This is a genomic window from Singulisphaera rosea (genome assembly GCF_054877945.1).
The window spans coordinates 57,011-80,714 of sequence record NZ_JBTYIP020000036.1 but is presented as its reverse complement, the minus strand read 5'-3'; the positions used below and the strand labels follow the sequence as shown (position 1 = coordinate 80,714).

Sequence of the window (23,704 nt, the reverse complement as noted above, 5' to 3'; positions counted from 1 at the left end):
AGTATAATCCACCTAGGAGTCGACGACTCGCCGGGGAGGCTCTCGATTCTGATCGCTGCCTATTACAGCAGTTAACGCAGGCATTTCGCACAAAGTGAACGGTTTCGCCCGAAGATCAAGGCCTTCGGCCAATTCTGTTGTGTGCGATGCGGCTGAGAACCGCTGTAGGGGCGGTTTGGGACGATGCCGGGATTCGTGCTCTCGGAATCCTCCCTTGGTGCCTTTGTGGTGAAGAGGTTTCCCGGCGGTTGCTCGGCGGAGCTCCGATCATTTCCCTTGCGGAGCTCCGATCATTTCCCTTTCGGGTCGAGCAGGGGGAACTCACCGTTGATCGAGTCGGGCAGATAGCAGGCGGCTTGTTGTTGCCGGCCGGTGAGGTTCAGGACGCCCTCGATGACCCGGTCGCGGAAGTCGTTCAGGGAGAGCGGCCCTTCGGTCAGGAACGGTGGGCGGACGGAGTCGAGCACGGCCTGGGCGAAGGCGCGATGGCCTCGGTCGTTGAGGAACCGGCTCGGGCCGCTGTTGGAGGCGACGACGGTGATGACGTTCTGCTTGTCGCGCAGCTCGCGCACCCACTCGTTGATATCCGTATCCCAGGTCTTGCTCGAACGGGTGTGGACGCCGTCGATCAGGACGATGACGCGGCACTTGTACTTGACGATCTCGCCGAGGTAGCCGGCGAGCTCGTCGGCCGGGACGCCGGGGTCGGGGGGGACGCCTCGGCCGTCGGCGGCGGCGATCTTCCGCTCTCGGCCGCCGTTGAGGACGTGGGACTCGATCACGACCAGCACGAGGTCGTCCTCGGTGAACGACTCCTGGGCGAGCCCCTGGAACGCCTGCCGGACCGAGTCGCTCGTCGCCGAGTCGCCGACGAGCTGGGTCTCCTCGAACGAAGGAGGGGAGGGGCCTTCCTCGGGAGCGAGCAGGTGGGTCTTGAAGAACTTGCGCAGGTCTCGGACGTCGCGGTCGGCGAACTTGACGGGGGGGAGCTTCGTCTCGAGGAACGTCGGGGCGAACGACAGGACCTTGAGCCGACGCTCGCGGACGACCGGCTGGGGGGCCCGGACGACGAGGTCGCAGGTGACGGTCCGGGTGATCCCCCGGTCATTAGTCACCTCGACCGCGATTCGGTGCGGACCCGGGCTGATGGGAAGGGTCGCCAACTCCTGGCGAACCGCGACCGGGTTGCCCAGGTCGAGGACCGCTCGGATCGTCCTCCCGTCGACCTGGACCTTGAACGACCGCGCGGGGCTGCGCCCCTGGGCGTCGATCGTGGCGCGGAGGTCGAGTGGATTCGGGGCCCCAGCCTGACCGTCGACGAGGATCTTGTCGGGGAGCACACCCTCGGCATCGATCGGTACACCGTCAGTCTTCGTGATCCGCTGCCCCGGTCGTGGCGTGATCCGCAGGGTGACCTCGGGAGGCTGCGACTGCTGCACCACGTCGGCGGGCGTGGCGTTGTTATTGGCCGGGGCCTGGACGACCGGAGGCGCGGCGACGGGGGGCGGGGCCACGACCGGTTCGGGGGGAGGGAAGGGGACGGCCAGGGCCAGGTCGAGCCGGCCCGACTGCAAGAGCGTATCCAGCTTGTTCGGCTGGGACCGCTTGGGTTGGCGGAAGGGCTTCTCGTACTTGAGGATTTCGAGGTAGTCGGTCGGCCTGGCCGGGATGAGCTTCGACTGGTTCAGGTGCCAGCCGAGGAGCTTCGCGTCCCCGGCGATCGAGGTGTCGTAGTAGCCTCGGGGCATCCAGAGGACCCACTCCTGGTCGTCGCCGAGGAACAGCGAGAGCGCCGGGGCGTCGCGGCGGCTGGTCCCCAGGGCGATCAACTCGTCGACCGCGGGTCCTCCCGCGGGGGCCGAACTCCGGCGCACGATGAGCTCGATCCGGGCGTTCGGCATCTGGGTGTCGAATCGGGCGAGGAAGTCGGCCTCGGTGACGATCTTGCCGTCGAGGGCATAGGCCGTGGGGACGTCCCCTTTCTCCAGACCCATCGCGTCGGCGAAGCCGAGCGGGGCGACCGACTTGACGACGCTCGTCCCATCAGGTCGGCGTTCGAACTTGGCGCCGAGGGTCGGAGGGGTGTCGCAACCGGCGAGCGGCCAGAGCCGGACGGTTTGGTCCGAGGAGCCGGTGGCGAGCCAACGGCCATCGCTGGACGGCGCGAGGCAGTAGACCGGGCCGCTGTGCCCTGCGTAGAGCCGAGTCGGGACGCCGTCGTCGAGCCGATAGAACCAGACGCCCGAATCGCAGCCGACAGCCGCCGTCGGCCGGGTATGTCCCGGGCCGGGGGGGATGAGGCTGTAAGACATCCAACGCCGATCCTTCCGCTCGTGGAGCGCGATCCGGAACGACCGGGCCGGCGGGCCGGTCTGCACAACTTCGAGCGTGAACTGGTCGATCGCCCGGATCGTCCAGCCCTCGTACGAGCGGAGGGAACGGTTCAACTCGGCGGGGTCGAACGAGGTGATCTCCCGGTCGGGCAGGATGAAGCCTCGGTATCGCCTGGCGACGCGAGGCAACGGGGCGAGCGGGTTTTGGTCGGCGTCGTGCGAGAACCCGACGGCCAGGCGCCCGCTCGAGTCGATCCGGAGGCCGACGTCACGGACGGTCCTCCCCGTCCCCTTGAGCTCCTTCCGCTCGTTCCAGGCCCCGGCCCCTCGGGTCACCAGGGTTACCCCCTGGCGGTCCCCCCCGGCGACGGCCAGGGTGCGGTCGTCGGGGCTGAACACGCACGAATAGGCGATGTTGTCGAGGTTGAGGATCTCTCGAGGGTTCGCGCCGTCGGGCATGTCCCGGACGCGGACCGAGCAGGTGAAGTCGGGGAGGTCGGCCTTGTTCCGCAAACGGCCGATGGACGTCGTGACGAGCGCCTTGCCGTCGTGGCTGAGCGTCAGGGCCTCGATGGTCTCCGCCTGGTTTGCGATCAAGACCGGGTTGGCCAGGGTCGCGGCGTCGTAGCGGATGACCTGGCCATCTTCGCGGCCGATCACGAGCCAACGGCCGTCGTCGCTGATCGCCAGGGCGTTGATCTGGATGCCGAGGGCGTCGTTTGCGACCCGGGCCGGGGGGGCCGACCTTGCGACGGGGGCGGCGGGCTGGTCGACCCGCCAGAGCCGAACGACGCCGTCGTCGCCCGCGGTGACGAGGGTCTTTCCGTCCGGCGAGAAGACGACCCCTTTGACCGCACCGACGTGGTCGCGGAGCACGGCCGTACTCCGTCCGGCCTTCCAATCCCAGAGCCGCACGGTCGCGTCGTTGCTGGCGGAGGCGAGGAGTGATCCGTCGGGGTTGAACGCCAGGCTGGTCACGGCGTCGGAGTGGCCCGTCGGGTTGCGCCGGTCAGGGTCCTCGTTGCGCTTGGGGTCGTCGTTCAGGAGCAGGGCGAAATGATCGCCCGTCCGGGCTTTGGCGGCTCCTGCGCCTGGGAAGTGGAAGAGGGCGATCTCCCCCCTTTGGCTCGAGACACCATAGCCGGCGACCGCCATAACGCGTTGGCCCTGGTCGACCTCGGTCTTCGACAGGGCCATGGCGTTGATCGTCCCCGCAGGCCCCCGCCAGATCGGCGGGCGGAGCGTGGCGCCGAGGGACGGCCGGGAGCCTGTGAGGTCCCACACGTTGACGACCTTGTCGAACCCGGCCGAGAGCAGTTGCCGCCCGTCGGGCCCGAACGCCAAGGCCCGGATCGGGGCGTGGTGCCCCTGCGTGTTAAGCACCAGGATCGGCTTCAAGAAGTCGCGGAGCCCGTCCTGCGCCCGGGCGGAGGTCGTGAGGATCCCCCCGAGCCCCAGGGCAAGGGCCAACGACCAGAGCGGACGCCCGAGCGACCCTCGGTCGACCCGCGGACGAGAAGGAAGGCGAAAATTGACCCGGTCGCAAAGGCGGTGGTTCACTCGTGGCTCCCGCACACAAGGCGAAGGATTCCCGCGTCCCGCTGACGGCCGAGCGTGCCGAGGAGCCCGGACTCTCCCGAAAGAGAGCCGACTCGCAGGGACGCGACAAGCGGCGTCGCCAGGCCGAAGGTCATGGGCTGGACTCGCCCCCGAGCAACTCGGCCCTTTCCGATTCCGAAAAGGGCTCGGCTCCTCGACACGCTCCTTACTCTCATACGGCCGGATCGGCAACGGTGACGTCGGTCCTCCCTCGTCCTCGCCAGTCCCTACCCTCGACGGTATTCTCGCGGGAAGCCTCTCGGACTCCGGAGGTCATTGCAACACTTGAGGATACTCTTTCCGCCTCCTCTCCGTCTCCCCCTCCCTCCCCGATAGGCGAGGCATACTCGCCCCACGCCCGGTCACGTCTTGCCCTTGAGGCCGCCATGGTGTGGGTGCGGTCCCGCGACCGACCAGCCTTGAGCCCGCCGCCCGGTAGATCCGGCGCATCGTCTTCTTGGTGCCGACCGGCCCTCGCGGGCCAGCATTGCCGAGATCCGTCGATGGCCGTCGCACGGATGCGGCCCGGTCGGTCCCTCGACCTGCCGGGCCGGCGTCGCGCGGGCGGGTCGGTCGAGGAACCTGAGTCGGCCGACCTCAGGCTCGAGTTCAGGTACGCGAGTTGGTCGAGTCGATCCGGGATTTCCTGGTTCGCCTTCCAATCATGGTAAGAGTTTGGTCCCACCATGACGACGATGCTGAGCTGAACCGAGTCGGCCGATCGGCCCTTGGCCCCGTCAATGTGTCGAGGATCGTGGGGAATCCACCGCGATTGGCGAACGTGCCGTGGCATTCGACCACGTTTGCCCCGTACTCCGCGTCCAGTTCCCGGAGCAGTTTGTGAAGCAAGGGGAGGCGATGGTGAGGGACACCAGGATAGAGATGGTGGGGGACATGCATGTCCTGTCCATAGACGAATACGGCCCAGCGCGTGAACGGATCGACGATGAACACTCGCGTATTGGTCAAACGCCCGTCATCGGCATTGGTGTGTTGGTAGACGTCGCGCAACAGCATGAAGTAAAAGAACGTGCTGAGCATCGGCAGTACCCAGAGCAAGAAGAAGTAGGCCGTAGATTTCCCCGAAGTCGCCGAGCCGAGCAGCCCGAGGGAGATGAAGCAACCGGTATAGTATCCGAGCCTGACGCGTGCCGAGGACCGTGCGGAAAGCGGTCGGCGCAACGGCGAGGGGTGGAAAGCCCGATCGGGGAGCACGGCCACCACCCCGAGGATCAGCAAGATGCCGGCCAATCCCTGGCCGAGAAGCCAGGCGGGTCGGCCCATTTCCAGGATGACCCACTGTACGGCCAGGGAAGCGAGGATGTAGGCCCATCCGAGCGCCGCACCGAGCCGGGGCCATGCACCACCGAAAATGCCGAGATCGGGCGTCGCTCGCAGATAGATGTTGTCCGAGCGGCCCAGGACGGTGGTGTTGAAATAGTCCATCTGGTAGGCCAAGAATGACGGCAAGTCGACGAGCGGGCGCAGGTAGAAGGACTTGATGAATTGCCACCGCGACATCGGGAACTTCTCGACCATTTTGCTCTGACCCAGGACGACGAGGTCCGGATCGCGTTTCGGGTCGTTCGTATACTGGTGATGCGCGAGGTGGAATAGGCGATAGAAATGGACCGTCGCAAGAATCGGGAACATGCAGAAGACGTCACCGACCAGATCGTTCAGGGATTTGTTCTTCAAGAGGATATAATGGGAGGCCTCGTGGCCCAACGCGGCGAGGCGATGCTGCAAAGCACCGACCATCACCACCGCCAGGAACACGACGAGGACTCCCCAACCCCAGGACAGGCCCCAGCGTCCTCGGCATTCGCAGAATACGATCGCTCCGCCCATTACCGCCGCGATGCAAAGGTATTCCTTCGCGACGCACGCCAGGTTTGTTACGTTGTCGACGGACCGCAGTCGAGCAATCTGCTCTCGTAGCGAAGTCGCGTCGCGGGAAGTCCGTTCCGTATTACCGTCAAGTGCCATTCGGCTTTCCATCGATAACTGGTCTTTCCGACGGCCATTCCTGGCTCGAGCTACCAAGAGGACGAAACGAAGAACGGAGTGGGGAAGACTCCACGCCGTCGACGCGACGCGAAAACGATCCGGCGCTCAACCCTGGCCGCACGGCGCCTGCCGAACACCATAGACCAAAGACAGGGACGGGAAGGTCGGGTTCGACTCGACGGAGGTCTGGAATCCACGCAGGCCCAGGGATTCCACCATCCCCCGAGTCGACTCGTCCCCGCCGTGGACTTCGACGATGACCTGACGGATCTTGGGCCAATCCGCCTCGGATAGGCCGGCCAGGATGGATTGCTCGCTTTGCTCCGCGTCCACCTTCAGTAGGTCGACCCTGTCGATGCCGTTCTCGCGCAAGATCGTCGACATGGTCGTCAAGTCGCAGGTCACTTCCTGCTTTTTCATATAATAACGACGTACCCGCTCGGCGATCGTGTTCCGTATCGCCGCAGGGCAGATCGCGAGCAGTGCGGCCAAGGGCCGAGGGAGGGTGTGGATTTGCGCCAGGATATAATCCCTGCCGCGTCGAGAAGCCGTCGCGGAGTCGTCCGGATACATCGTCGAGGCGTTCGATAGGCGGGGGTAATACTCGAAGACTGCCTTTCCCGGCTTTTGGGACAGGCCGACGTTGAACAGTCGGGTTTTCAAACGATCGTGAATCTCGACGTTTCGACGTAATGTTTGGAAGGTCGCAGGGATAGGCTCGAAGGCGTAGACACGGGCGGTGTCGAGGATTTTGTTCAGATACAGCATGAAGAGGCCCGTGTTGGCGCCAACGTCGAGGATGCAATCTCCGTCGCGAATCGTGACGCCGCCGCGTCGGTAGCATTCGTCATCGAAGATGTCTCGGTACACCATGAGGGTGTCGGTGTCGCTCAGGCTGGCGACGTCCAGGCCGTTGGGCAGCCGATAGGAATGGTGGAGGGGCTTGTGCGAATCGCCGAGCATTGACCGTCCATCCTGTAGGTATAGGGCTATCCGTGGGAAGAAGGGTGGTCGGCAGAAGTGCGGCGGCCTCGCGATTTGAAGCCCTGTCGGCGGAATGATGGTCCCGACGCAGCATCCACCGAGTGAAAACCCGGCTCCCCTAATGAAAAAGCCCAGAAAACACTTGATCGTGCAAATATTGGGCCCGGTACCCTAAAGTCGGAGGGCGGCGGTAGCCGGGATTCCCCGTCGATACCAATACGACCAGCAAACCGCATTCCGGGCCGAGAGTTTGCTGGGTTCCACGCCTTCCTCGATCGCCTCCTCGCCCTCCTCGGTTTCCGGGACAACGACGTCCATCCCTCGCGAAATCTTGGCCGAGACCTGGAGAAATCGGGAACGGTCGAGGCCCGACGTGACACTACAATCGACACCACAGCACGGAGGGCGCACGGGTGAAGCCGAACCGAACAAATCACGTCTCGAGGGACCTTCGGACGCTCTTCAACGACGGGATGTCCGCGGGATTGACCGACGGGCAACTGCTCGAGCGGTTCCTGGCCCGAGGCGAGGAAGACGCCGAACTCGCCTTCGCGGCGCTCGTCGAGCGGCACGGGCCGATGATCCTCCGCCTCTGTCGGCGGACCCTCAACGACCCCGACGACGCCCGAGATGCCGCCCAGGCGACGTTCCCGGTCCTGGTCAAGCGGGCGTGCTCGATCCGCAATCGCGAGTCGATTGCCAGTTGGCTCTATGGGGTCGCCAACCGCGTCGCTGCCTGCAGTAAGGCCGCCGCCGCCCGTCGTCGCCGGCACGAGTTGAGATACGCGGCCAGGGCCGGGGCCTTGCTCGCCGAAGGTTTCGGCGGCGACCGGGATGAGGACGAGGCCGTGCTGCACGAGGAGGTCGCACGCCTCCCCGAGCCCTACCGAGACGCCGTCCTCCTCTGCGACTTCGAGGGCCTCACCCACGACCAGGCGGCGCACCACCTGGGGTGCCCGGCCGGCACGATCAAGAGCCGTTTGGCCAGGGGACGAGCCCGCCTGGGCGATCGTCTCCGTCGCCGGGGCTTCTCCCCGCAGTCAGGCCTCCCGGGGCTCTCGCTCTCGGGACGAACGGGAGTGCTCACCCACCGATCTTTTGTCGGATCGACGACGTCCGTCGCGCTACGGGCCGCGGCGGACCCTCGTTCGGCCGGGACGGTCCCGGCCGCAGTCCTCTCGCTCGCAAACGAAGCTTTATGGATGATGCGCCTGAATGTTTTGAAGCAATGGTCGGCGAACACCTTGCTGGCCGCCGGATTGGTCGGAACTGTCCTCGCGACGGCCGGGTTACGGGCCGACTCCGTGTCTTCGAAGTCGACCGAGGCAGTGGTGACCGACGCGTCCCCGGCCTCGGCACCGTCCGAGGAGGCGACGGTCCGGTACGACGTTGCATTCATCGAATCCCCCGGACTGTCCCTCTTCACCGTATTCAAGCCCGACTACGACATCAATTACACCCGCGCCTTTATGTTTCTCTCCGACGTCGAAGTGGGCCTCCTCGCACATCTCCTCGGCGGGGTCCCTGGCGCGAGCCTCGAGAAGGCGGAGAGTCTGATCACTCGCCTAGGCTCGAAGGCTGTCCTCCGGATCCCGGATAACTTCCACAAACCCGCATGGATCGATCGCCAGGAGACGTCGGATCGCCCCAAGAACGTCGATCCGCCGGAGTCGAGGGATGGAAGGAAGCGCGAGGGCTGCGAAGTCCGTTTGAGCAGCCGCCTCTCTGCTGACGGGAAGTACCACACCTTCCAGTTCTCGGTCCGCAGCCTCCACCTCGTGGCCCTCCACACCATCGTCGGCCCGGCGGGAGCGGCCGATAAGATCGAGGTTCCCGAGCTAACCCAGACCGATTTCGACCAGCAGGTCACCCTCCCCGCGTCGGGCGGAGGACTTCTCCTGAGTCTTGGCCTTACGCGGACCGTCGACGCTGCCGGTGCCTCGAAGATCGCCGAGCGACTCATCCTGGTCCGCACGCGAAAGCCTAACGCTCCGGCGACGACGACCCCACCTCGGCAGTAGGTTTCCTTTCCGGACCACGCTCTTTCCTCAAAGCCGAGGTTCCGATGTGGTTCACGTCTCAGAGCCGACGATCAATACTGGTCGGCTCCAATGACCTCGCTGCCGGCTCTCGAGCCCAGCGCCTGGAAGACTTGTGGGGCCAAGGTTTGTTTGAGGAACCGGACCGACCCGTCGCAGAACAGGAATTCGCAACCGCCGGGATGCTGGCTCCAGAATCCATCGGCGCCGGCCCCCGGGCTGTTCGGGGTGTTCCCGAGGGGGACGCTCCCGCTCACGAGGTCGGCGGACGGTCCGGTCCTGCCCATGACCAGGAACATGAGCGCGACGCACGATCCGACGCTCCAACCCCGCTTGGTGCAGAGCGGCAGGGGCTCTTGAGGAGAGATCCCGAGGATGCCGGACCAGACGACGTCGGTGACGTTGCGCGACCGTTCCCCGACCATCAAGGTCGCGCTCGTCCCGTCGTTGATGTCGGCGACCGAGACCCGACCGTTGGGATAGAGGACACCATCTCCGAGAACCGGCGATTTGGAGAGGTTTATCCAACCCGCCGAGCCGACGTACTGGGCAGGCGCGCCCGCGATCACTGCGCCTTGACCGAGGTCGATCGGCCCGTCACCCCCTCCGCCGTCGGGGCAGAGGAAAACCGAGAGGCTTGTCCGCATCACGGTCTTGTTGGTGGACAGGCCGAGCAAACCTCGGGGGTCGTTCCCATCGGCGCTGCCGTAACTGAAGGCGAAGTTCGCGGCGTCGTACACCGGCCTTTGCTCGAGGTAGGGGAGGATGAGCGTCCCCCAGGCCCAACCCGCCCCGAGGTTGGGGCCGGTGGTCTTTCGGGCCAGATACGCCGGCGGGAAGACCTGCCACGCGTCATGATATCCGTGGATCGCCAGGCCGATCTGCTTGAGGTTGTTGGCGCACTGCATCCGGCGGGCCGCCTCACGCGCCGCCTGGACCGCGGGCAGGAGCAAAGCGATCAGGAGGGCGATGATCGCGATCACCACCAGGAGCTCGATCAGGGTGAACCCACGTCTCCAATCCTGCTTCGCCCGTTGCCTCATGGCGAGATCCTCCGCCGATGGTGCTTGATCCACAATCTCGCGGTGCAGGGTAGGGCATTCTCCGCCTGTGTCAACCCGGAGCGGTATCGTAGCGAAGAGACGCTGGTGATTCCTTCTCCCTCGAAGGCCCGGGCGTCGAATGACGCGGACATCCTCAGCCATTGCCGGGGGGGCGGGATCTCACACTCGAGGCTGCTGGGTTATCGGCGCTTTGTTGGGCAGGGTGTGGACCGGTCGGGATTCGGAGACGTTCCATGGGGCAGATCAGGGACCGACTGTTGAAGCTCGTGGACCGGCCGAGAATAGCCCAGATCACCAGGGTCTACCCCGGCGAACCGATCCACAATGGCTTCATCCTGGGACTCGGTCGAGATGGCGTCCTCCTCCAGCAGTTCCACGACTTCTACCCCGAGGGATTCGTCGCCCTGCGGGTCGCCGACATCAAGCGAGTACGATCCGGAGAACGCGAGAGGTTCTGGGAGACCATGTTCCGGGGCGAAGGGCTCATGGGGCTCGTGGGCATCTCCTATCACGTGCCCCTCGACGAGTTCCGATCGCTTTTGGCCGCCCTCCGGGATATGGATCGGAACGTCATCATCGAAATCGAGGATCGCAAGTCGGATGAGAACGACGACTTTCTCATCGGACGGGTCGTCGCCTTGGACGACGCAACGGTTTCCATCCTCAATTTCGACCCGTTGGGTGTCTGGGACGACGAGTCGTCGGTCGTCGAATACGACCGGATCACCAAGGTCCAGTTCGATACCCCTTACGGCAACACGCTCTCACGATACCTGAAGGGGTCCCCACCGGGGTCCGGGTTCGACCCGGCATCGGCATAGGTGATTGTTACACGGCTTATAGCCCATACAGACGATCACTTCTTGAGTCCCAGGTGAACGGTGAGAAAAGGGACTGAGAGTGGCCCGATCGGCGCATGAAAAATGGGCCTTAAGGCCCTAATGGGATCACGAGTTGTGTCGAAAGAGCCACCGAATGGAGTCGAACCATCAACCCCCGCTTTACGAAAGCGGTGCTCTGCCAGTTGAGCTACGGTGGCGTCGAGAGAGTCATCATAGGCGGCACGACCGCGAGTGTCAAGCCGATCCACGAGGACATTCGAAGGCTTGTGGGTGTGTCGGGACTCCCGGCACGTTCAACGAGGGCCGGCGGCGAGGGCGCGTTGGTAGACGTCGAGGTATCGGTCGAAGTTGCGGTCCATGGCGAAGTGCTCCCGGGCGACGGGGCCGGTGGCGGCGGCGAGTCGGGAGGCGAGGGCCGGGTCGGAGAGGACCTGGAGGATCCCTTCGGCCAGGGACCCGGGGGTCACTTCGGTCAGGAGGCCGGCCCCGGTCTTGCCCAGGAGGTCGGTGTAGTCGCCGAAGTCAGTCGCCACGATCGGGCGGCCGGAGGCGAGGTAGACGGCGATCTTGCTCTGCACGGAGAAGTTCTCGCGGCAGGCCAGGCGAGGGTGGACCAGGACGTCGGCACGTCGCGTCAACGCCACGACCTCCTCCGGCGTCCGGTTGGGCAGGACGACGAGGCGGTCGCCGTATCGGCCGAGCTTGGCCCGGTAGGCCTCGCCGGCCTCGGCGGGGCCTCCCACGAGCACGCAACGCGCCTCGGACTTCGCGTCGAAGATTTGGGGGAGGGCGTCGATCAGGATCGGGACCCCCTGGTTCGGGTGGACGATGCTCCCGACGTACATGATGACCTTGTGCTCGGGGCCGATCCCTTCGATGGCGACGGGCTCGCCCGGATGGTCATATTCGCGGAGGTCGATCCCCGGGTAGATCACGGAGACCCGGTCGGCGGGGACCTCCTTCTCCCAGATCATCACGCGCTTGACCGGCTCGCCCAGGACGATCACCGCGGCCGCGTGGCGGATGACCTTACGTTCGAGGGCAACATAGGCCCGGAACACCAAGCCTCGGCCCAGGCGTTGACGCTCGACCTCGTCACCGAGCAGCGAGTGGACCTCATAAACCATCGGCCAGTGGTTCCGCTGGCAGGCGAAGAAGGCCCGCGTGGCGCCGCCGTAATGCTGGGCGTGGACGAGGTCGAAGGGGAACTCGCGTGCGATCCGGCGGAGTCCGAGCGTCCAGGTGCCGGGGGGGAGCGTGAACAGCGGCGTCCCCTCGAAATCGGTCCGCGTCACCATCCCGAACGGCGGCCTGGCCCGCAAGTAGGCGAGCACCACGTCGATCCCGCGTGACTTGAGGGCACGGAGGATCTTGATCGGCAGCATCGCCGTGCCGTCGTAGTCGCCTGGGATCGGGAACGAGGTGACGATCAGGATTCGCATCGCGGGGCTCCGGCCGGGTTTGCGGTCGGACCAGCATAGTAACCCGGGTCCGCCCCCGAGAACCCCAATTCGTCCGGGCATTCCACCTCGGTTCAGGGATGACGCGAAGTGACTGTGTTCGACGGTCAGGTTCGATCGAGCGATGGCGAAAGACTAGCCCATCAAAGTTGACTCGCGCTGTTTGCGAGGAAAAGACGCCCGAGGTCCCTAATCAGCCGCATGTCCGAGGGCCACAAGAATGGATTCCGTCCATGATGGCAAACCAAATGGATGGCCGACTCACCCGATGGTTCGACCCACTTCCATCCCTTGATCCGACCCAGGCCGCGTCGGAAATCCAGTGCCGTGATGCAGGAACCATCACCGATGGGACGGATTTCGATTCTCGCCACGCGAAAGGACGCGAGCATGTCCTCAAGGTGGGCATCGTTGCGATAGGAAAAGACTGGGCCCATACCCATTTGATCACTCCCGGATGGATGGCATGCCGACGAATGAGGGAACCTTTCGTTCTCTCGAATGCGGGGGTAGGACCACGATTCTGCCGGCCTCCCCAACGCACCATCGGACGGAGTTCTGAAGGTGTGGAAGACCCGCATTACGGTGAGGAGCTCACGACTTGCCGGCATGGTCGCCGTATTCCCAATGGTAGGGCACCCCAGTGTCCCCGAGGATGAATTTGACCAACTCGGCAAAGCTGCGCTCGACGCGGACGTTATTCGAAAGGATGACAACGCCGCGCTTTCCTGACTCGATGAAAACCATGGTATTGGCGGTTTGCTCGTTGTGGCCGCCCTTGTAGAAGCCGGGGCCCTGGGGGCCGTTGACGACGCCGCCGAGTTCCTCGGGAGAATTCATTCCTCTCGAAACCGGAACCTGGCCCGGGAGTTGGAAGGAAGGCCGAGGGGATGCCACTCGAACGTTAACCACTCTAGGCATCTCTCTCGTGAGGATCCAACCTCCGGTTTTGGGAAGACAGAGGAAATGGAGAAAGATCGGCCGAATGAACGCCGATGGGATAAATACGAGAGCTCAGCCTGACCTCGCCATCGGCCGCGCCCTTCCGGGAGTCATCCCGGATCTCACCGATGAGGAAAGTCCCGCCGACGGTGATGAATGCGGTAGGCGAGGGCCAAGGCTGGCCGGGTTCGTGCGAGGGTCCGTCGTCCCTCAGCAGTCTGCAGCCGCGCGATGCTGCCATCCGCCGCGACTGTGTGGGGTCTTGGCCCGTTTCGTTCGCGGAGCGGGCCGACGGAATTTTTCAAACCTTGGGTGAAGACTCGGAGGGAGCCGTCGCGCCGGGCCCCGAGAGGTCCTCTCCCCGTCCGGATGCCGTTGGTATCCCGGTGATGGGGACGGGGTGAGGGAGGGAGGGAGGAGAGTCCGATGTCGGCCGAGTATCTCTTGCGGCTTGCCTGGCAGGCCGAGCTTGACGGCCGGTCGGGGATGCGCGATGCACTCCTGACTTTGGCGGTGGCCGAGAGCGGGCCCGAAGACGCGGTCCTGGCCGAACGTTGTCGGAGACAGTTGATCACGTGGCGCCACGACCACTGGTTCGCGTCGTTCCCCACCATGGGCCAGGCCCTGTGCCACCCGAAGGTGGTGGACGCGGTCGGCCGGATTCGCGCGATGTATCCCGAGGTCCGGGTCGAACGGCTCCTGATGCGGACCGAGGCCCTGCGCGGACCCTACACGGGGCGAGCCCGAGCCTTGCCTCGCTTGCTCGACGACCTCTTCGACACCCGCAAGTCCGACGAGTCGGCCTTCCCCGTCGAGCGGGCCTCGGCCCTCCCGTTTCCCGGCCCGGCTCCCTCGGGAGCGGCTCCGGAGTCGATCGAGGATCCCAACGGGGTGCTCGTTTTCTACCTGACCGTCCTCCTGGCGATCGCCATCCTCCTGGCCAGCGTCATCCCCACAGCCGCCAAGGAGACGAAGGCGGCCTGACCCTCTCCTCGAGCCGGCGGGATGGTCCCTACTTGGCGAACTCCGCGTGCGGATGGGTCGTGAAGAAATGCCGTCCGGCGCGGGGGTCGACGAACCGGTAGAGCGGGACGGTCCCGGGCTTTTGGACCGTGTCGACGTGGAAGGCGATCCCTTCCGGGTGATAGCCCTTCTGGTAGATCCCTTCGCCGTCGGGCGCGAGGGTGAAGAACTGGTCCCCGCCCCGTCGCCAGCCGTAGACCGGGAGCGTCTCGGCCTGCGGCCCGCCGAGGACATAGCACGCGATGCCTTCGGGGAGGAAGATCCGACGGTCGGGCACGACCGTACCCGTCGTGAAGAGATGGATCGTCCCCCGGCGATGGACCCAGCGGTAGAGCGGCTGAGTGCCGGGCTGGGCCTCGGCGTAGACGTAGCCCGTGATCCCTTCGTACTTGTAGCGGCTGACGTCGAAGCGGAGCACGACGTCCATCGGGGTGTATTCGATCCCCTGGAAGACCCCATATTCCTTGAACGCCTTGGCATGCTTCATGACCTCGGCGTTGAGCTTTTCATTGAGGCGGGACGTCTTGCCGTCGGCGACCTGCGTCACCAGGGCATCGAACGACGACCCGAGGAACTTCGCCAGGATCCCGGCGAAACCTTCGAGCTCCCGGCGCTTGATCTCCTCGACCTCGAACCGGAACCGCGGCGTCCCGTCGAGGCCCGCCTCGATGTTGATCCCGAGTTGGACGTCGAACCGGTAACCCTTCCAGTCGTCCTCGCGCGCCTTGTCGCGCGACACCACCTTCTTGAGCGGGTTCGCGACCGGGGCTTTGAATTCGCCCGACACCTGGCAGGCGACGAGAAATCGCCTCGACTTCGGCTCGATCGCGAGGAGCCGAAAGCCGTCGACCGTCCCGCGGTATTGCCCGTCCTTCTGGAAGCTCGTCGGGGGGAGCTTCTCGATCACGCCCGCGAGGAAGGGCTTGTCGAACCGGAGCTCCGCCGCCGCTCGGCTTAGGCTAGGGATGAAGATCACCAGCAGGACAGCGAGGAGGGTCGCCCAGCCGGGCTGTTGCGTTGCTCTCGACATCGATGCTCCTCCTTGAATGTGCCCCGCCCAGAGGTGTCTCGATAGATGCTCGCTATGTCTTTCGGGCGGTGAGATCCAGGTCGTACCCTACGTACCAAAGATCGCAAAAACGGCCCAGAGGAATCCCTGTTCCGGAGGCTTGGGCTTGGGCAAAGGGCATTCGTGGCCGGGTGTGTATTTCGGTGATCAGAGTCGCGACCCTCTGAGGTGGGCGACTTCTCTGCTTCGATTTGCTTCCCAAGCGACGATTGGGACTTGCCGAGGAATCGCCATCAGGTTGACCCACGCTGCCGATTCACGGAGACTCCTCGATGGAATCCAGCAGGCCCGGTTTGATCGACCTTCATGGAGTCTCCTCAAATAGGCACCAAGGCTCCATGCACTTCGGCAGAACACCGGAATGGATTGATCCTCTCGGTCTTCTCCCTTTGTGTCTTGGTGCCTTTGTGGTGAGTAAATCCCCCCTATGGGGGCTCGGTGGAGCTTGGCGCGGTGTTTGGGGAGACGAGCAGTGACGACGACGGCGGATCTTCCTCATGAGGCTTTGGGGCTGTATCAAGTGGGGGATCGCGCCGGGGCCGAGCGGCTCTGCTGGGAGACGCTGCAGGCGGAGCCGCTACACGCGGGGGCGATCTACCTGCTCGGCCTGATCGCGCTGGACGTCGGCCGGGTCGACGTGGCGATCCTCTATCTGCACCACGCGACGATCCTCGACCCGGACAACCCGACGACGCACCAGGCGCTGGGGGAGGCGTATCGGGCTTCGGGGAGGCTCGAGCCCGCGGAGGCGAGCCTTCGGGCGGCCTTGTGGCTCGACCCTAACCACGCCCCGGCGAACCATGCCTTGGGGCGGATCCAGTTCGATCGCGGCGAGAACACCGAGGCCGTGGCGAGCTTCCGCCGGTCGCTGGAGACTCGGCCCGAGGCGGAGCGGGTCCTCCTGAACCTGGGCCGGGCGTTACAGGCCCAGGGTCACGTGGACGAGGCCAGGGACTGCTACGCCGAGGCGATCCGAATCCGTCCGACCTACGCCCTGGCGCACAACAACCTGGGAGCACTCCTCCAGGGGGAGGGTCGACACCTCGAGGCCGCCGAGCGGTTTCGCGAGGCCTTGAGGCTCCAGCCGAACTACCCCGAGGCGCACTTCAACCTCGGCCATTCCACGATGGTGCTCGGCGACCCCTCGGCCGCCGAGGCGAGCTACCGCGAGGCGATTCGGCTCCGTCCCGAGTATGCGAGGGCCCTGCACGAGCTGGGCCGGGCGTTCGTGTGGCAGGGCCGGCAGGACGAAGCACTTGGAGCCTTCCAGGCCGCCCTCCGGCTCCAGCCCGACCTGGCCGAGGCGAACTACGACCTCGGCAACGTCCTCCTCTCCCGCCACGAGCTCGACGCGGCCCTCGAGGCCTTCGAGCGGGCCCTGGCCCACAAGCCTGATTTGCTCGAGGCCTACGCCTGTCGCGTCGGGACGAGGGCCGTCCTCTGCGACTGGGCCGATCGCGACGCGGAACTGGCCCGGCTCTGGGCGCTGACCGCGGCCAATCTCGAGGCGGGCAAGCTCGCGACCGTGGCCCCGTTCCACACCCTGATGACGCCCTGGTCCGCCGAGCGGCAGCTCGCCGTCGCGCGGAGCCACTCCGACGCCCAGTCGCGTGAGCTCGAGGACTCTCGGGCCTCGTTGGCGTTTCGCCACGCCACAACACGCGAAGGGCGAATTCGGATCGGCTATCTCTCGAGCGACTATCGTGATCATGCCGTCATGCATTTGATGCAAGGCGTGTTCGGCCGGCACGATCGCCGCGAGTTCGAGGTCTTCGCCTATGCCTACGGGCCCGACGACGGCAGCGCCTATCGCCGACGCGCCATGCGGGATTGCGATTATTTTCGAGACATCGACAAATGTTCGGCCGAAGAGGCCGCGCGGCGGATCCACGAAGACGGGGTCCAGATCCTCGTCGACCTGACCGGCTACACGGGGACCGCCCGCACGGCGATCCCGGCCTTGCGGCCGGCGCCGATCCAGGTGAACTACCTGGGGTATTCCGGGACGATGGGGGCCCCGTACATCGACTACATCATCGGCGACCGGATCGTCACCCCCCCTGATCGTGGAGAGACCTTCCGCGAGACCCTGGTGCTGATGCCCCACGCGTTCATGGTCACGGACCACGAGCAGCCGATCGCCGACGTCGCGGCCAGGCGGGCCGACGAGGGTTTGCCCGAGGAGGGCGTCGTCTTCGCCAGCTTCAACAACAGCTACAAGATCGAGCCGAGTCTCTTCTCGCTCTGGATGCGGATCCTGGCCGAAGTGCCCGGGAGCGTCCTCTGGTTGAGCCGGTTCGTGCCGACCGTGATGCGGAACCTCTCGCGCGAGGCCGAGGCGAGGGGGATCGACCCCGCCCGGCTCGTCTTCGCCGGTCACAAGCCGAGCAAGGCTGAGCACCTGGCGCGGGTCGGGCTGGCCGACCTCTTCCTCGACACGTCCCTCTACAACGCCCACACGACGACCTGCGATGCCCTCTGGGCGGGCCTCCCCGTGCTGACCTGCCCGGGCGAGACCTTCGCCTCGAGGGTTGCCGCCAGTCTCTTGACGGCCGTCGGCCTCCCGGAGCTCATCGTCAACAACCCCGAGGAATACGAGCGGGCCGCGATCCGGCTGGCCCGGAACCCCGAGGAGCGGGCGGGGCTTCGTCGCAAGCTCCAGGCGAGGCGCAAGACCTGGCCGCTCTTCGACACGCCTCGCCACGTCCGGAACCTCGAGTGTGCCTACCGGGCGATGTGGGAGTTTTTTGCGTCCGGCCGTCCCCCTGAGATGATCGTCGTGGAGGATCCGGAGCCCGTCCAGGACTAAATCAGCGGCTCCTCCTCGCCGACCGAGATCAGTCGCTGAATCTCATCCGTCTTGAAGCCCAGGGCCATCGGCCGGACGACATCGGGGAGCGTGACGACGTCGTAGAGCTCGCTGACCATGCCCTCGATCGCGAGCCAGTGGACGATCCGGCCGCTCCGCAGGTCGATGACGTGGAGCCCGCAGCGGGCCTCGACCCCTCGGGCTGCCAACTCGTCGTCGAGCGCCAGGCCGTTGAAGGTCCGGTGGTGCCTCGGCCGGGAGGTCCCCACGATGGCGTAATCGCCCGCGAAGGCCAGGCCGCGGAGGTAGCCGGGGCAGAACGTCAACGGCACGAAGGTCCCCGCGTCGAGGTCGACGCTCCCGAACCAGCCCGTCCCCGAGTTCAGCAGCCAGAGTCGGCCCTGGTGCCAGCGCGGGGAGTGGGGCATCGAGAGGCCCGAGGCGACCGTCCGGTTTTCGATCATGTCGATCACGAGCCCTCCGTCGCGCCGGAGCGGCCGCCAACCCTCGGCCGTGTCGCTGGCCCCCACGACGGTCACGTACCTCGCACGCCCCTCGACGACCGCCAGGCCGTTCATGTGGCACCGATCTTCGGCCGCCAATGCGCTCAGGAATGGGGGCTTCCAGAGGGGGGTGAAGCTGTCGCGGAGGCTTACGGTCGCCAGGCAACCGAATTGGGTGTTCACGAAGACGACACGCCCGCTCGACTCGATTGCGACGTCGTGGACGTCGAGGTCGCCCGTCGTATACGCGATCTTTGGGACGTAAAGGCGGTCGCGTCCGTCGTGCCACATGCCGGGACGCAGGATGTTCTCGAACCGCCAGAGCTGGTAGAGCATGCTCATCCAAAGGGTCTGGCCGTCGGACCAGAGCCCCATGCAGCGGTTGAACGTGCGCTCGAAGGCCGAGATCCCCCCGTCGGGCTTGCGGCCGAGGAGGAACAGCTTCCCCGTCTGATAGGTGGTGAAGGCCAGGCTCAGATGCTGCTCGGCCATCCAGCCGACGAAGTCGGCCGAGCCGGTGACCTGGAACCAATTGTCGTCGGGCGCTGGGGGCGGGGGGGCGGCGTTGTCCATGTCTTCGTGAATCCCTGCCTCGGGGAGCGATCGGCTCCAACCTTCACTTAGAGCGGAGCTCACACGCATTGCGCACGTCGGAGGAAAACGGGGACTGGCTCCCGGCCGGATCATGCTGGGGATTTCGCGGAGGAACATCGGGGCCGGGTGCCTGTCTCCGGTTTCCGGGCCGTCGCCGTCCGCTGCGGCGGAAACGGGGACGGGCACCTGCGCTTCGCTGCGGAGCCAGTCCCCGTTTCCGCCTCCGCTCTCGGTTTCAGAGACCCCATGCCGTGTGCAACTTAACCGTTTGCCACTCTAATGTATGTCACCCCGACTCTACTGTGCGGGTTCCTTCAGGAACAAGCGGTCGGAATGCAAGGCTCATGGGCCTGTGGTTGCCCCCTTTGTGCGACGGGACTCGTCGGGCAGATCCGTTCTCGTCGCGTCTCGAGGACGGCGATGATTCCGGGATCGAAGAGGCGTCGTTGACTGTGTCAGCAACCTGGCTTTAAAGAAAAAGTCGGGTTTCGGGTGTCGAGGCGAAGCGTGGGCTCGTGCCGGGGCCGCACATGGCGTAGATTGAACGGAAACGATTCCCTGGCGTGCATCAGTCTTGGTCGTCCGAGGCGATCGGGGATCGCTCTTTCGTTCGTCGGCCGCTCGTTGACCAGTGGACCGGCCGGCGTGGCAACATCCCGCGGCGGGGGCGGGCCTCAGGGCGCTATCGTCATGCAGAATCGACTGGTGGAACAGGCGTTCGCCTTGGCGAAGGAACGCTACGAGGAGCTCGGGGTCGACCTCGACCGGGCGTTGTCGCGCCTCAAGGATGTCGCCATCTCGCTGCACTGCTGGCAGGGGGACGATGTCGGGGGGTTCGAGAACGCCGGGCAGGAGATCGGCGGCGGCCTGGCCGTCACCGGGAACTACCCCGGGAAGGCCCGCACGGCGTACGAGCTGCGGTCGGATTTGGATAAGGCCCTCGCGTTGATCCCGGGGCGGCATCGGCTGAATCTGCACGCCAGCTACGCCGAGACCGAAGGCTGTCGCGTCGAGCGGAACGACTTGAGGCCCGAGCATTTCTCGGCCTGGATCGACTGGGCGAAGGGCAAGGGGATGGGGATGGACTTCAACCCCACCTACTTCGCCCACCCCAAGGTCGCGGACGGCTTGACCCTCAGCCACCCCGACGACGGTATCCGAGGCTTCTGGATCGAACATGGGATCGCCTGCCGACGCATCGGCGCGGCGATCGGCGAGGCGCTCGGGACTCCTTGCATCACGAACTACTGGATACCCGACGGCTCGAAAGACTCGCCGGTCGACCGCAAAGGGCCTCGCGAACGATTGGCGAAGGCGCTCGACACCATCTTCGCCGAGGCGATCGACCCGAGGTTGAACCGGGACGCCGTCGAGTGCAAGCTCTTCGGGCTCGGGTCGGAGTCGTACGTGGTCGGCTCGCACGAGTTCTACTTCGGCTATGCCCTGACCCGCGAGACCTTGCTCTGCCTCGACTCCGGCCATTTCCACCCCACGGAGGTCATCTCCGACAAGATCTCGGCGGTTTTGACCTGGCTGGACGAGATCCTGCTGCACGTGAGCCGGGGGGTGCGCTGGGATAGCGACCACGTGGTGACCTTCGGCGAGGAGCTCGTGGCGATCGCGCAGGAGGTGGTCCGGGGCGGGTATCTCGGACGGGTCCACATCGGGCTCGACTTCTTCGACGCGAGCATCAACCGCGTGGCGGCCTGGGTCGTCGGGACGAGGAACACACTGAGGGCCCTCCTCGTCGCACTCGTCGAGCCGACCAAGCTGCTCCGCGAGCGGGAAGAAGCGGGGGACCTCACGGCGCGGCTGGCCTTGCTCGAGGAGCTCAAGGCGATGCCGATCGGGGCGGTCTGGGATTATTACTGCCTGACGCAAGGCGTGCCGATCGGCCGCGATTGGCTCGCCGAGGTCCAGGCGTATGAGCGGGACGTCCTCTCGGGACGAGCTTGAGTCGAGGGGACGGGAGGGGATCGGTGTCGACGTTACTCAGGCTGTCGGGGATCAGCAAGGCGTTCGCGGGGGTGCAGGCCCTGAAGGGGGTCTCCTTCGAGCTCGAGGCGGGCGAGGTCCACGCCCTCGTCGGCGAGAACGGGGCGGGGAAGTCGACCTTGATCAAGGTCATCACCGGGGCCCACGTCCAGGACGAAGGGACGCTCGAGGTGCAGGGGGCCCTGGTCGAAGGCAACGACCCGGTCCGCGCCCGAGGGCTCGGGATCGCGGCGATCTATCAGCAGCCCGCCCTCTTTCCGGATCTCACCGTCGCGGAGAACATCGCCCTCGGGCTCGAGTCGGGGGGGGCGTTCCGCAGGATCCGCTGGGGCGAACGTCGGGCCCGGGCCTCGCGACTCCTCGGCCGGATCGGGTCGACCATCGACCCCGAGGTCGAGGTCCGACAGCTCACGATGCCCGAGCAGCAGCTCGTCGAGATCGCCAGGGCCCTGGGCTCCGACGCCCGGATCCTGATCATGGACGAGCCCACGGCTTCTCTGAGTGACCACGAGGTCGACAACCTTTTCCGGGTCATCCGCGAGCTGAAGGGGCAGGGGGTGGGGATCGTCTACATCTCCCACCGGCTCGAGGAGCTCCCCCAGGTCGCCGACCGCGTGACGGCCCTCCGCGACGGGACCCTCGTCGGGACCCGGACGATGGGGTCGGTGAACCGCTCGGACCTGATCCGGATGATGGTCGGCCGCGAGCTCTCCGCGGTCTTCCCCAAGGTCGAGGTCCCCAGGGGAGACGTCGTCCTGGAGGTCGAGGGGCTCGGCTGTCGGGACTCGGGGGTGCAGGGGGTCTCCCTGAGCGTCCGCTCGGGCGAGATCCTCGGCCTGGCCGGGCTCGTCGGCGCGGGGAGGACCGAGCTGGCGCGGGTGCTCTTCGGACTGACCCCCGCCGACGCCGGCACGATCCGGCTCCGGGGGGAGCCCGTCGCGATCGACACCCCCGCCAGGGCCGTGGAGCTGGGCATCGCGTACGTCCCCGAGGATCGCCGACACCACGGCGTCATCCTCGAGATGTCGGTCGCAAACAACGCGACACTCGCCACGCTCGGCGCGATCTCGCGGTTCGGACAGCTCGACTTCCGCCGCGAGCGGGAGGTTGCCTCGGACCTCGTCCGACGGCTCGGGGTCAAGACCGAGTCGATCGACACCCCCGTCGGCAACCTCTCCGGCGGCAATCAGCAGAAGGTCGCGCTCGCGCGTTGGCTCGCCGCCGACCCGAGCGTGCTCATCCTCGACGAGCCGACCCAGGGGGTCGACGTCGGCGCCAAGGCGGAGATCCATCGCCTGATGGGGGATCTCGCCCGCAAGGGGCTCGCGATCGTGATGATCTCGTCCGAACTGCCCGAGATCCTCGGGATGAGCGACCGGGTGGTCGTGATGCACGGCGGCACGGTCGTCGGCAACGTCGACCGTGAAGACGCGACCCAGGAGGCGATCCTCGAGCTGGCGCTCGGCCACACGTCGACGATGAGCGGGGTGCCCGCATGAGCTTCGTCGCGAAGTATCGCCGGGAGTTGTCCGTCGCCCTCGTGTACGTCCTCGTCCTGCTCGTCCTGGCGGTCGCGGCCCCTCGGTTCTACAAGGTCGAGCAGGTTCGGTCGTTCGTCGTAGGCAACGCCTCGGTGCTGGTGGCCGCGGTGGGCATGACGCTGATCATCCTCTGCCGGCAGATTGATATCTCGGTGGGTTCGCAATTCAGTATATGCGGGGTTGTTGCGGGGCTCATGGCCAAGGCCGGGCTGCCGATCCCGGTCGTCGGCCTGGGGACGCTCCTCGTCGGCGGGGTGCTCGGGGCCTTCAATGGCGTGCTCGTGGCGGGCCTCGGCCTTCCGTCGATCGTCGTCACGCTCGCGACGCTGGTGATCCTCCGCGAGTCGCTCCGGTATCTCCGCGAAGGCGAGTTCGTCCACAACCTCCCGCCCGGGTTCCAGTGGTTCGGCGCGGGGCAGGGGACTGGGCAGTGGATCGTCGTCGGATTGGCGATCGTCGTCTTCGGCGTTGTCGCGTGGGGACTCCGGAACCTGGCCGTGGGACGCGCCGTATACGCGACCGGCTCCGACCCCGAGGCGGCGCGACTCGCCGGGATCCGCCCACGTCGGGTCGTCTTCGGCGTCTTCGTCGCGATGGGGGCCCTCGCCGGCTTGGCTGCGCTCCTGAACGCGGTCCGGTTCGGCGACGTCGACCCGAACTCGGGAACGGGGCTGGAGCTCCAGGTCATCGCCGCCGTGGTCGTCGGCGGCACGGCGATCTCGGGAGGCCGAGGGACCCTGTTCGGGACCCTTGTCGGCGTCGCCCTGCTCGGCACGATCGCCCCGGCGCTCGTCTTCCTCGGCACCCAGCCGCAGTGGGAGAAGGCGATCCAGGGGACGATCATCCTCCTCGCCGTCGCCTCGGACGCGCTCTACCGCGAAGGGAGACGAAGCTAAC

Annotated in this window: 15 protein-coding genes and 1 tRNA gene; 7 read left to right on the top strand and 9 right to left on the bottom strand. The window is 65.9% G+C overall.

Going from position 1 to position 23,704, the window contains the following annotated elements; all coding sequences use genetic code 11:
• Window positions 1-290: 290 nt before the first annotated feature.
• The 3 genes from ACYOEI_RS36230 to ACYOEI_RS36220 all read right to left on the bottom strand — a co-directional run bounded on the left by ACYOEI_RS36230 (window position 291) and on the right by ACYOEI_RS36220 (window position 6,905).
• On the bottom strand, window positions 291-3,893 hold the full coding sequence (locus ACYOEI_RS36230) for a WD40 repeat domain-containing protein (protein ID WP_462855221.1): 3,603 nt from the start codon (window positions 3,891-3,893) through the stop codon (window positions 291-293).
• Window positions 3,894-4,541: 648 nt separating this feature from the next.
• Window positions 4,542-5,921: a fatty acid desaturase family protein gene (locus ACYOEI_RS36225; protein WP_462855219.1), complete on the bottom strand. Its 1,380-nt coding sequence runs from the start codon at window positions 5,919-5,921 to the stop codon at window positions 4,542-4,544.
• Window positions 5,922-6,047: 126 nt separating this feature from the next.
• The gene (locus ACYOEI_RS36220; protein ID WP_462855217.1) at window positions 6,048-6,905 is read right to left on the bottom strand and encodes an FkbM family methyltransferase; all 858 of its coding nucleotides are present in this window, start codon (window positions 6,903-6,905) and stop codon (window positions 6,048-6,050) included.
• Between the two features lie 434 nt (window positions 6,906-7,339).
• Here ACYOEI_RS36220 and ACYOEI_RS36215 point away from each other — a divergent pair, with 434 nt between their 5' ends.
• Window positions 7,340-8,947 (top strand): RNA polymerase sigma factor, encoded by a 1,608-nt coding sequence (locus ACYOEI_RS36215; RefSeq protein ID WP_462855215.1) that lies wholly within the window; start codon window positions 7,340-7,342, stop codon window positions 8,945-8,947.
• A gap of 71 nt (window positions 8,948-9,018) precedes the next feature.
• Here ACYOEI_RS36215 and ACYOEI_RS36210 read toward each other — a convergent pair whose 3' ends face one another.
• Window positions 9,019-10,008, bottom strand: coding sequence for a DUF1559 domain-containing protein (locus ACYOEI_RS36210; protein WP_462855214.1), 990 nt, complete (start codon window positions 10,006-10,008; stop codon window positions 9,019-9,021).
• 254 nt (window positions 10,009-10,262) lie between these two features.
• Here ACYOEI_RS36210 and ACYOEI_RS36205 point away from each other — a divergent pair, with 254 nt between their 5' ends.
• Window positions 10,263-10,850: a hypothetical protein gene (locus ACYOEI_RS36205; RefSeq protein WP_462855212.1), complete on the top strand. Its 588-nt coding sequence runs from the start codon at window positions 10,263-10,265 to the stop codon at window positions 10,848-10,850.
• A 145-nt stretch (window positions 10,851-10,995) separates the two neighbouring features.
• On the opposite strand, the gene ACYOEI_RS36200 is transcribed toward ACYOEI_RS36205, so the two are convergent.
• The 3 genes from ACYOEI_RS36200 to ACYOEI_RS36190 form a co-directional block, all read right to left on the bottom strand.
• Window positions 10,996-11,068: transfer RNA gene (locus tag ACYOEI_RS36200), tRNA-Thr, on the bottom strand.
• A 96-nt stretch (window positions 11,069-11,164) separates the two neighbouring features.
• Window positions 11,165-12,313: a glycosyltransferase family 4 protein gene (locus ACYOEI_RS36195; RefSeq protein WP_462855210.1), complete on the bottom strand. Its 1,149-nt coding sequence runs from the start codon at window positions 12,311-12,313 to the stop codon at window positions 11,165-11,167.
• A gap of 612 nt (window positions 12,314-12,925) precedes the next feature.
• Entirely contained in the window at window positions 12,926-13,171 is a 246-nt protein-coding gene (locus tag ACYOEI_RS36190; RefSeq protein WP_462855208.1) for a hypothetical protein, read from the bottom strand.
• A gap of 528 nt (window positions 13,172-13,699) precedes the next feature.
• Between ACYOEI_RS36190 and ACYOEI_RS36185 the strand changes: the two genes are divergently transcribed.
• Window positions 13,700-14,257 (top strand): hypothetical protein, encoded by a 558-nt coding sequence (locus ACYOEI_RS36185; protein WP_462855207.1) that lies wholly within the window; start codon window positions 13,700-13,702, stop codon window positions 14,255-14,257.
• Window positions 14,258-14,285: 28 nt separating this feature from the next.
• Here the strand turns inward: ACYOEI_RS36185 and ACYOEI_RS36180 are convergent, their stop codons facing one another.
• Window positions 14,286-15,326, bottom strand: coding sequence for a hypothetical protein (locus ACYOEI_RS36180; protein ID WP_462855205.1), 1,041 nt, complete (start codon window positions 15,324-15,326; stop codon window positions 14,286-14,288).
• A 511-nt stretch (window positions 15,327-15,837) separates the two neighbouring features.
• Here ACYOEI_RS36180 and ACYOEI_RS36175 point away from each other — a divergent pair.
• The gene (locus tag ACYOEI_RS36175; protein ID WP_462855204.1) at window positions 15,838-18,174 is read left to right on the top strand and encodes a tetratricopeptide repeat protein; all 2,337 of its coding nucleotides are present in this window, start codon (window positions 15,838-15,840) and stop codon (window positions 18,172-18,174) included.
• On the opposite strand, the gene ACYOEI_RS36170 is transcribed toward ACYOEI_RS36175, so the two are convergent.
• Entirely contained in the window at window positions 18,171-19,250 is a 1,080-nt protein-coding gene (locus tag ACYOEI_RS36170; protein ID WP_462855203.1) for a TIGR03032 family protein, read from the bottom strand. The two genes, ACYOEI_RS36175 and ACYOEI_RS36170, sit on opposite strands and share 4 nt — an antisense overlap.
• 711 nt (window positions 19,251-19,961) lie before the next feature.
• Here ACYOEI_RS36170 and ACYOEI_RS36165 point away from each other — a divergent pair.
• Genes ACYOEI_RS36165 through ACYOEI_RS36155 form a run of 3 tightly spaced genes read left to right on the top strand, consistent with a single transcriptional unit; the run spans window position 19,962 to window position 23,703 of the window.
• Entirely contained in the window at window positions 19,962-21,227 is a 1,266-nt protein-coding gene (locus ACYOEI_RS36165) for an L-rhamnose isomerase (protein ID WP_462855202.1), read from the top strand.
• Between the two features lie 23 nt (window positions 21,228-21,250).
• Window positions 21,251-22,765, top strand: coding sequence for a sugar ABC transporter ATP-binding protein (locus tag ACYOEI_RS36160; RefSeq protein WP_462855201.1), 1,515 nt, complete (start codon window positions 21,251-21,253; stop codon window positions 22,763-22,765).
• The gene (locus ACYOEI_RS36155) at window positions 22,762-23,703 is read left to right on the top strand and encodes an ABC transporter permease (protein ID WP_462855200.1); all 942 of its coding nucleotides are present in this window, start codon (window positions 22,762-22,764) and stop codon (window positions 23,701-23,703) included. The genes ACYOEI_RS36160 and ACYOEI_RS36155 overlap by 4 nt, the downstream gene beginning before the upstream one ends.
• The last annotated feature ends 1 nt before the right edge of the window (window position 23,704 follow it).

Coding starts and splice junctions, on each gene's coding strand:
- ACYOEI_RS36195 (WP_462855210.1), bottom strand. CDS start 12,313: ATGCGAATCCTGATCGTCACCTCGTTCCCGATCCCAGGCGACTACGAC.
- ACYOEI_RS36185 (WP_462855207.1), top strand. CDS start 13,700: ATGTCGGCCGAGTATCTCTTGCGGCTTGCCTGGCAGGCCGAGCTTGAC.
- ACYOEI_RS36190 (WP_462855208.1), bottom strand. CDS start 13,171: ATGAATTCTCCCGAGGAACTCGGCGGCGTCGTCAACGGCCCCCAGGGC.
- ACYOEI_RS36210 (WP_462855214.1), bottom strand. CDS start 10,008: ATGAGGCAACGGGCGAAGCAGGATTGGAGACGTGGGTTCACCCTGATC.
- ACYOEI_RS36225 (WP_462855219.1), bottom strand. CDS start 5,921: ATGGCACTTGACGGTAATACGGAACGGACTTCCCGCGACGCGACTTCG.
- ACYOEI_RS36205 (WP_462855212.1), top strand. CDS start 10,263: ATGGGGCAGATCAGGGACCGACTGTTGAAGCTCGTGGACCGGCCGAGA.
- ACYOEI_RS36155 (WP_462855200.1), top strand. CDS start 22,762: ATGAGCTTCGTCGCGAAGTATCGCCGGGAGTTGTCCGTCGCCCTCGTG.
- ACYOEI_RS36170 (WP_462855203.1), bottom strand. CDS start 19,250: ATGGACAACGCCGCCCCCCCGCCCCCAGCGCCCGACGACAATTGGTTC.
- ACYOEI_RS36220 (WP_462855217.1), bottom strand. CDS start 6,905: ATGCTCGGCGATTCGCACAAGCCCCTCCACCATTCCTATCGGCTGCCC.
- ACYOEI_RS36165 (WP_462855202.1), top strand. CDS start 19,962: ATGCAGAATCGACTGGTGGAACAGGCGTTCGCCTTGGCGAAGGAACGC.
- ACYOEI_RS36180 (WP_462855205.1), bottom strand. CDS start 15,326: ATGTCGAGAGCAACGCAACAGCCCGGCTGGGCGACCCTCCTCGCTGTC.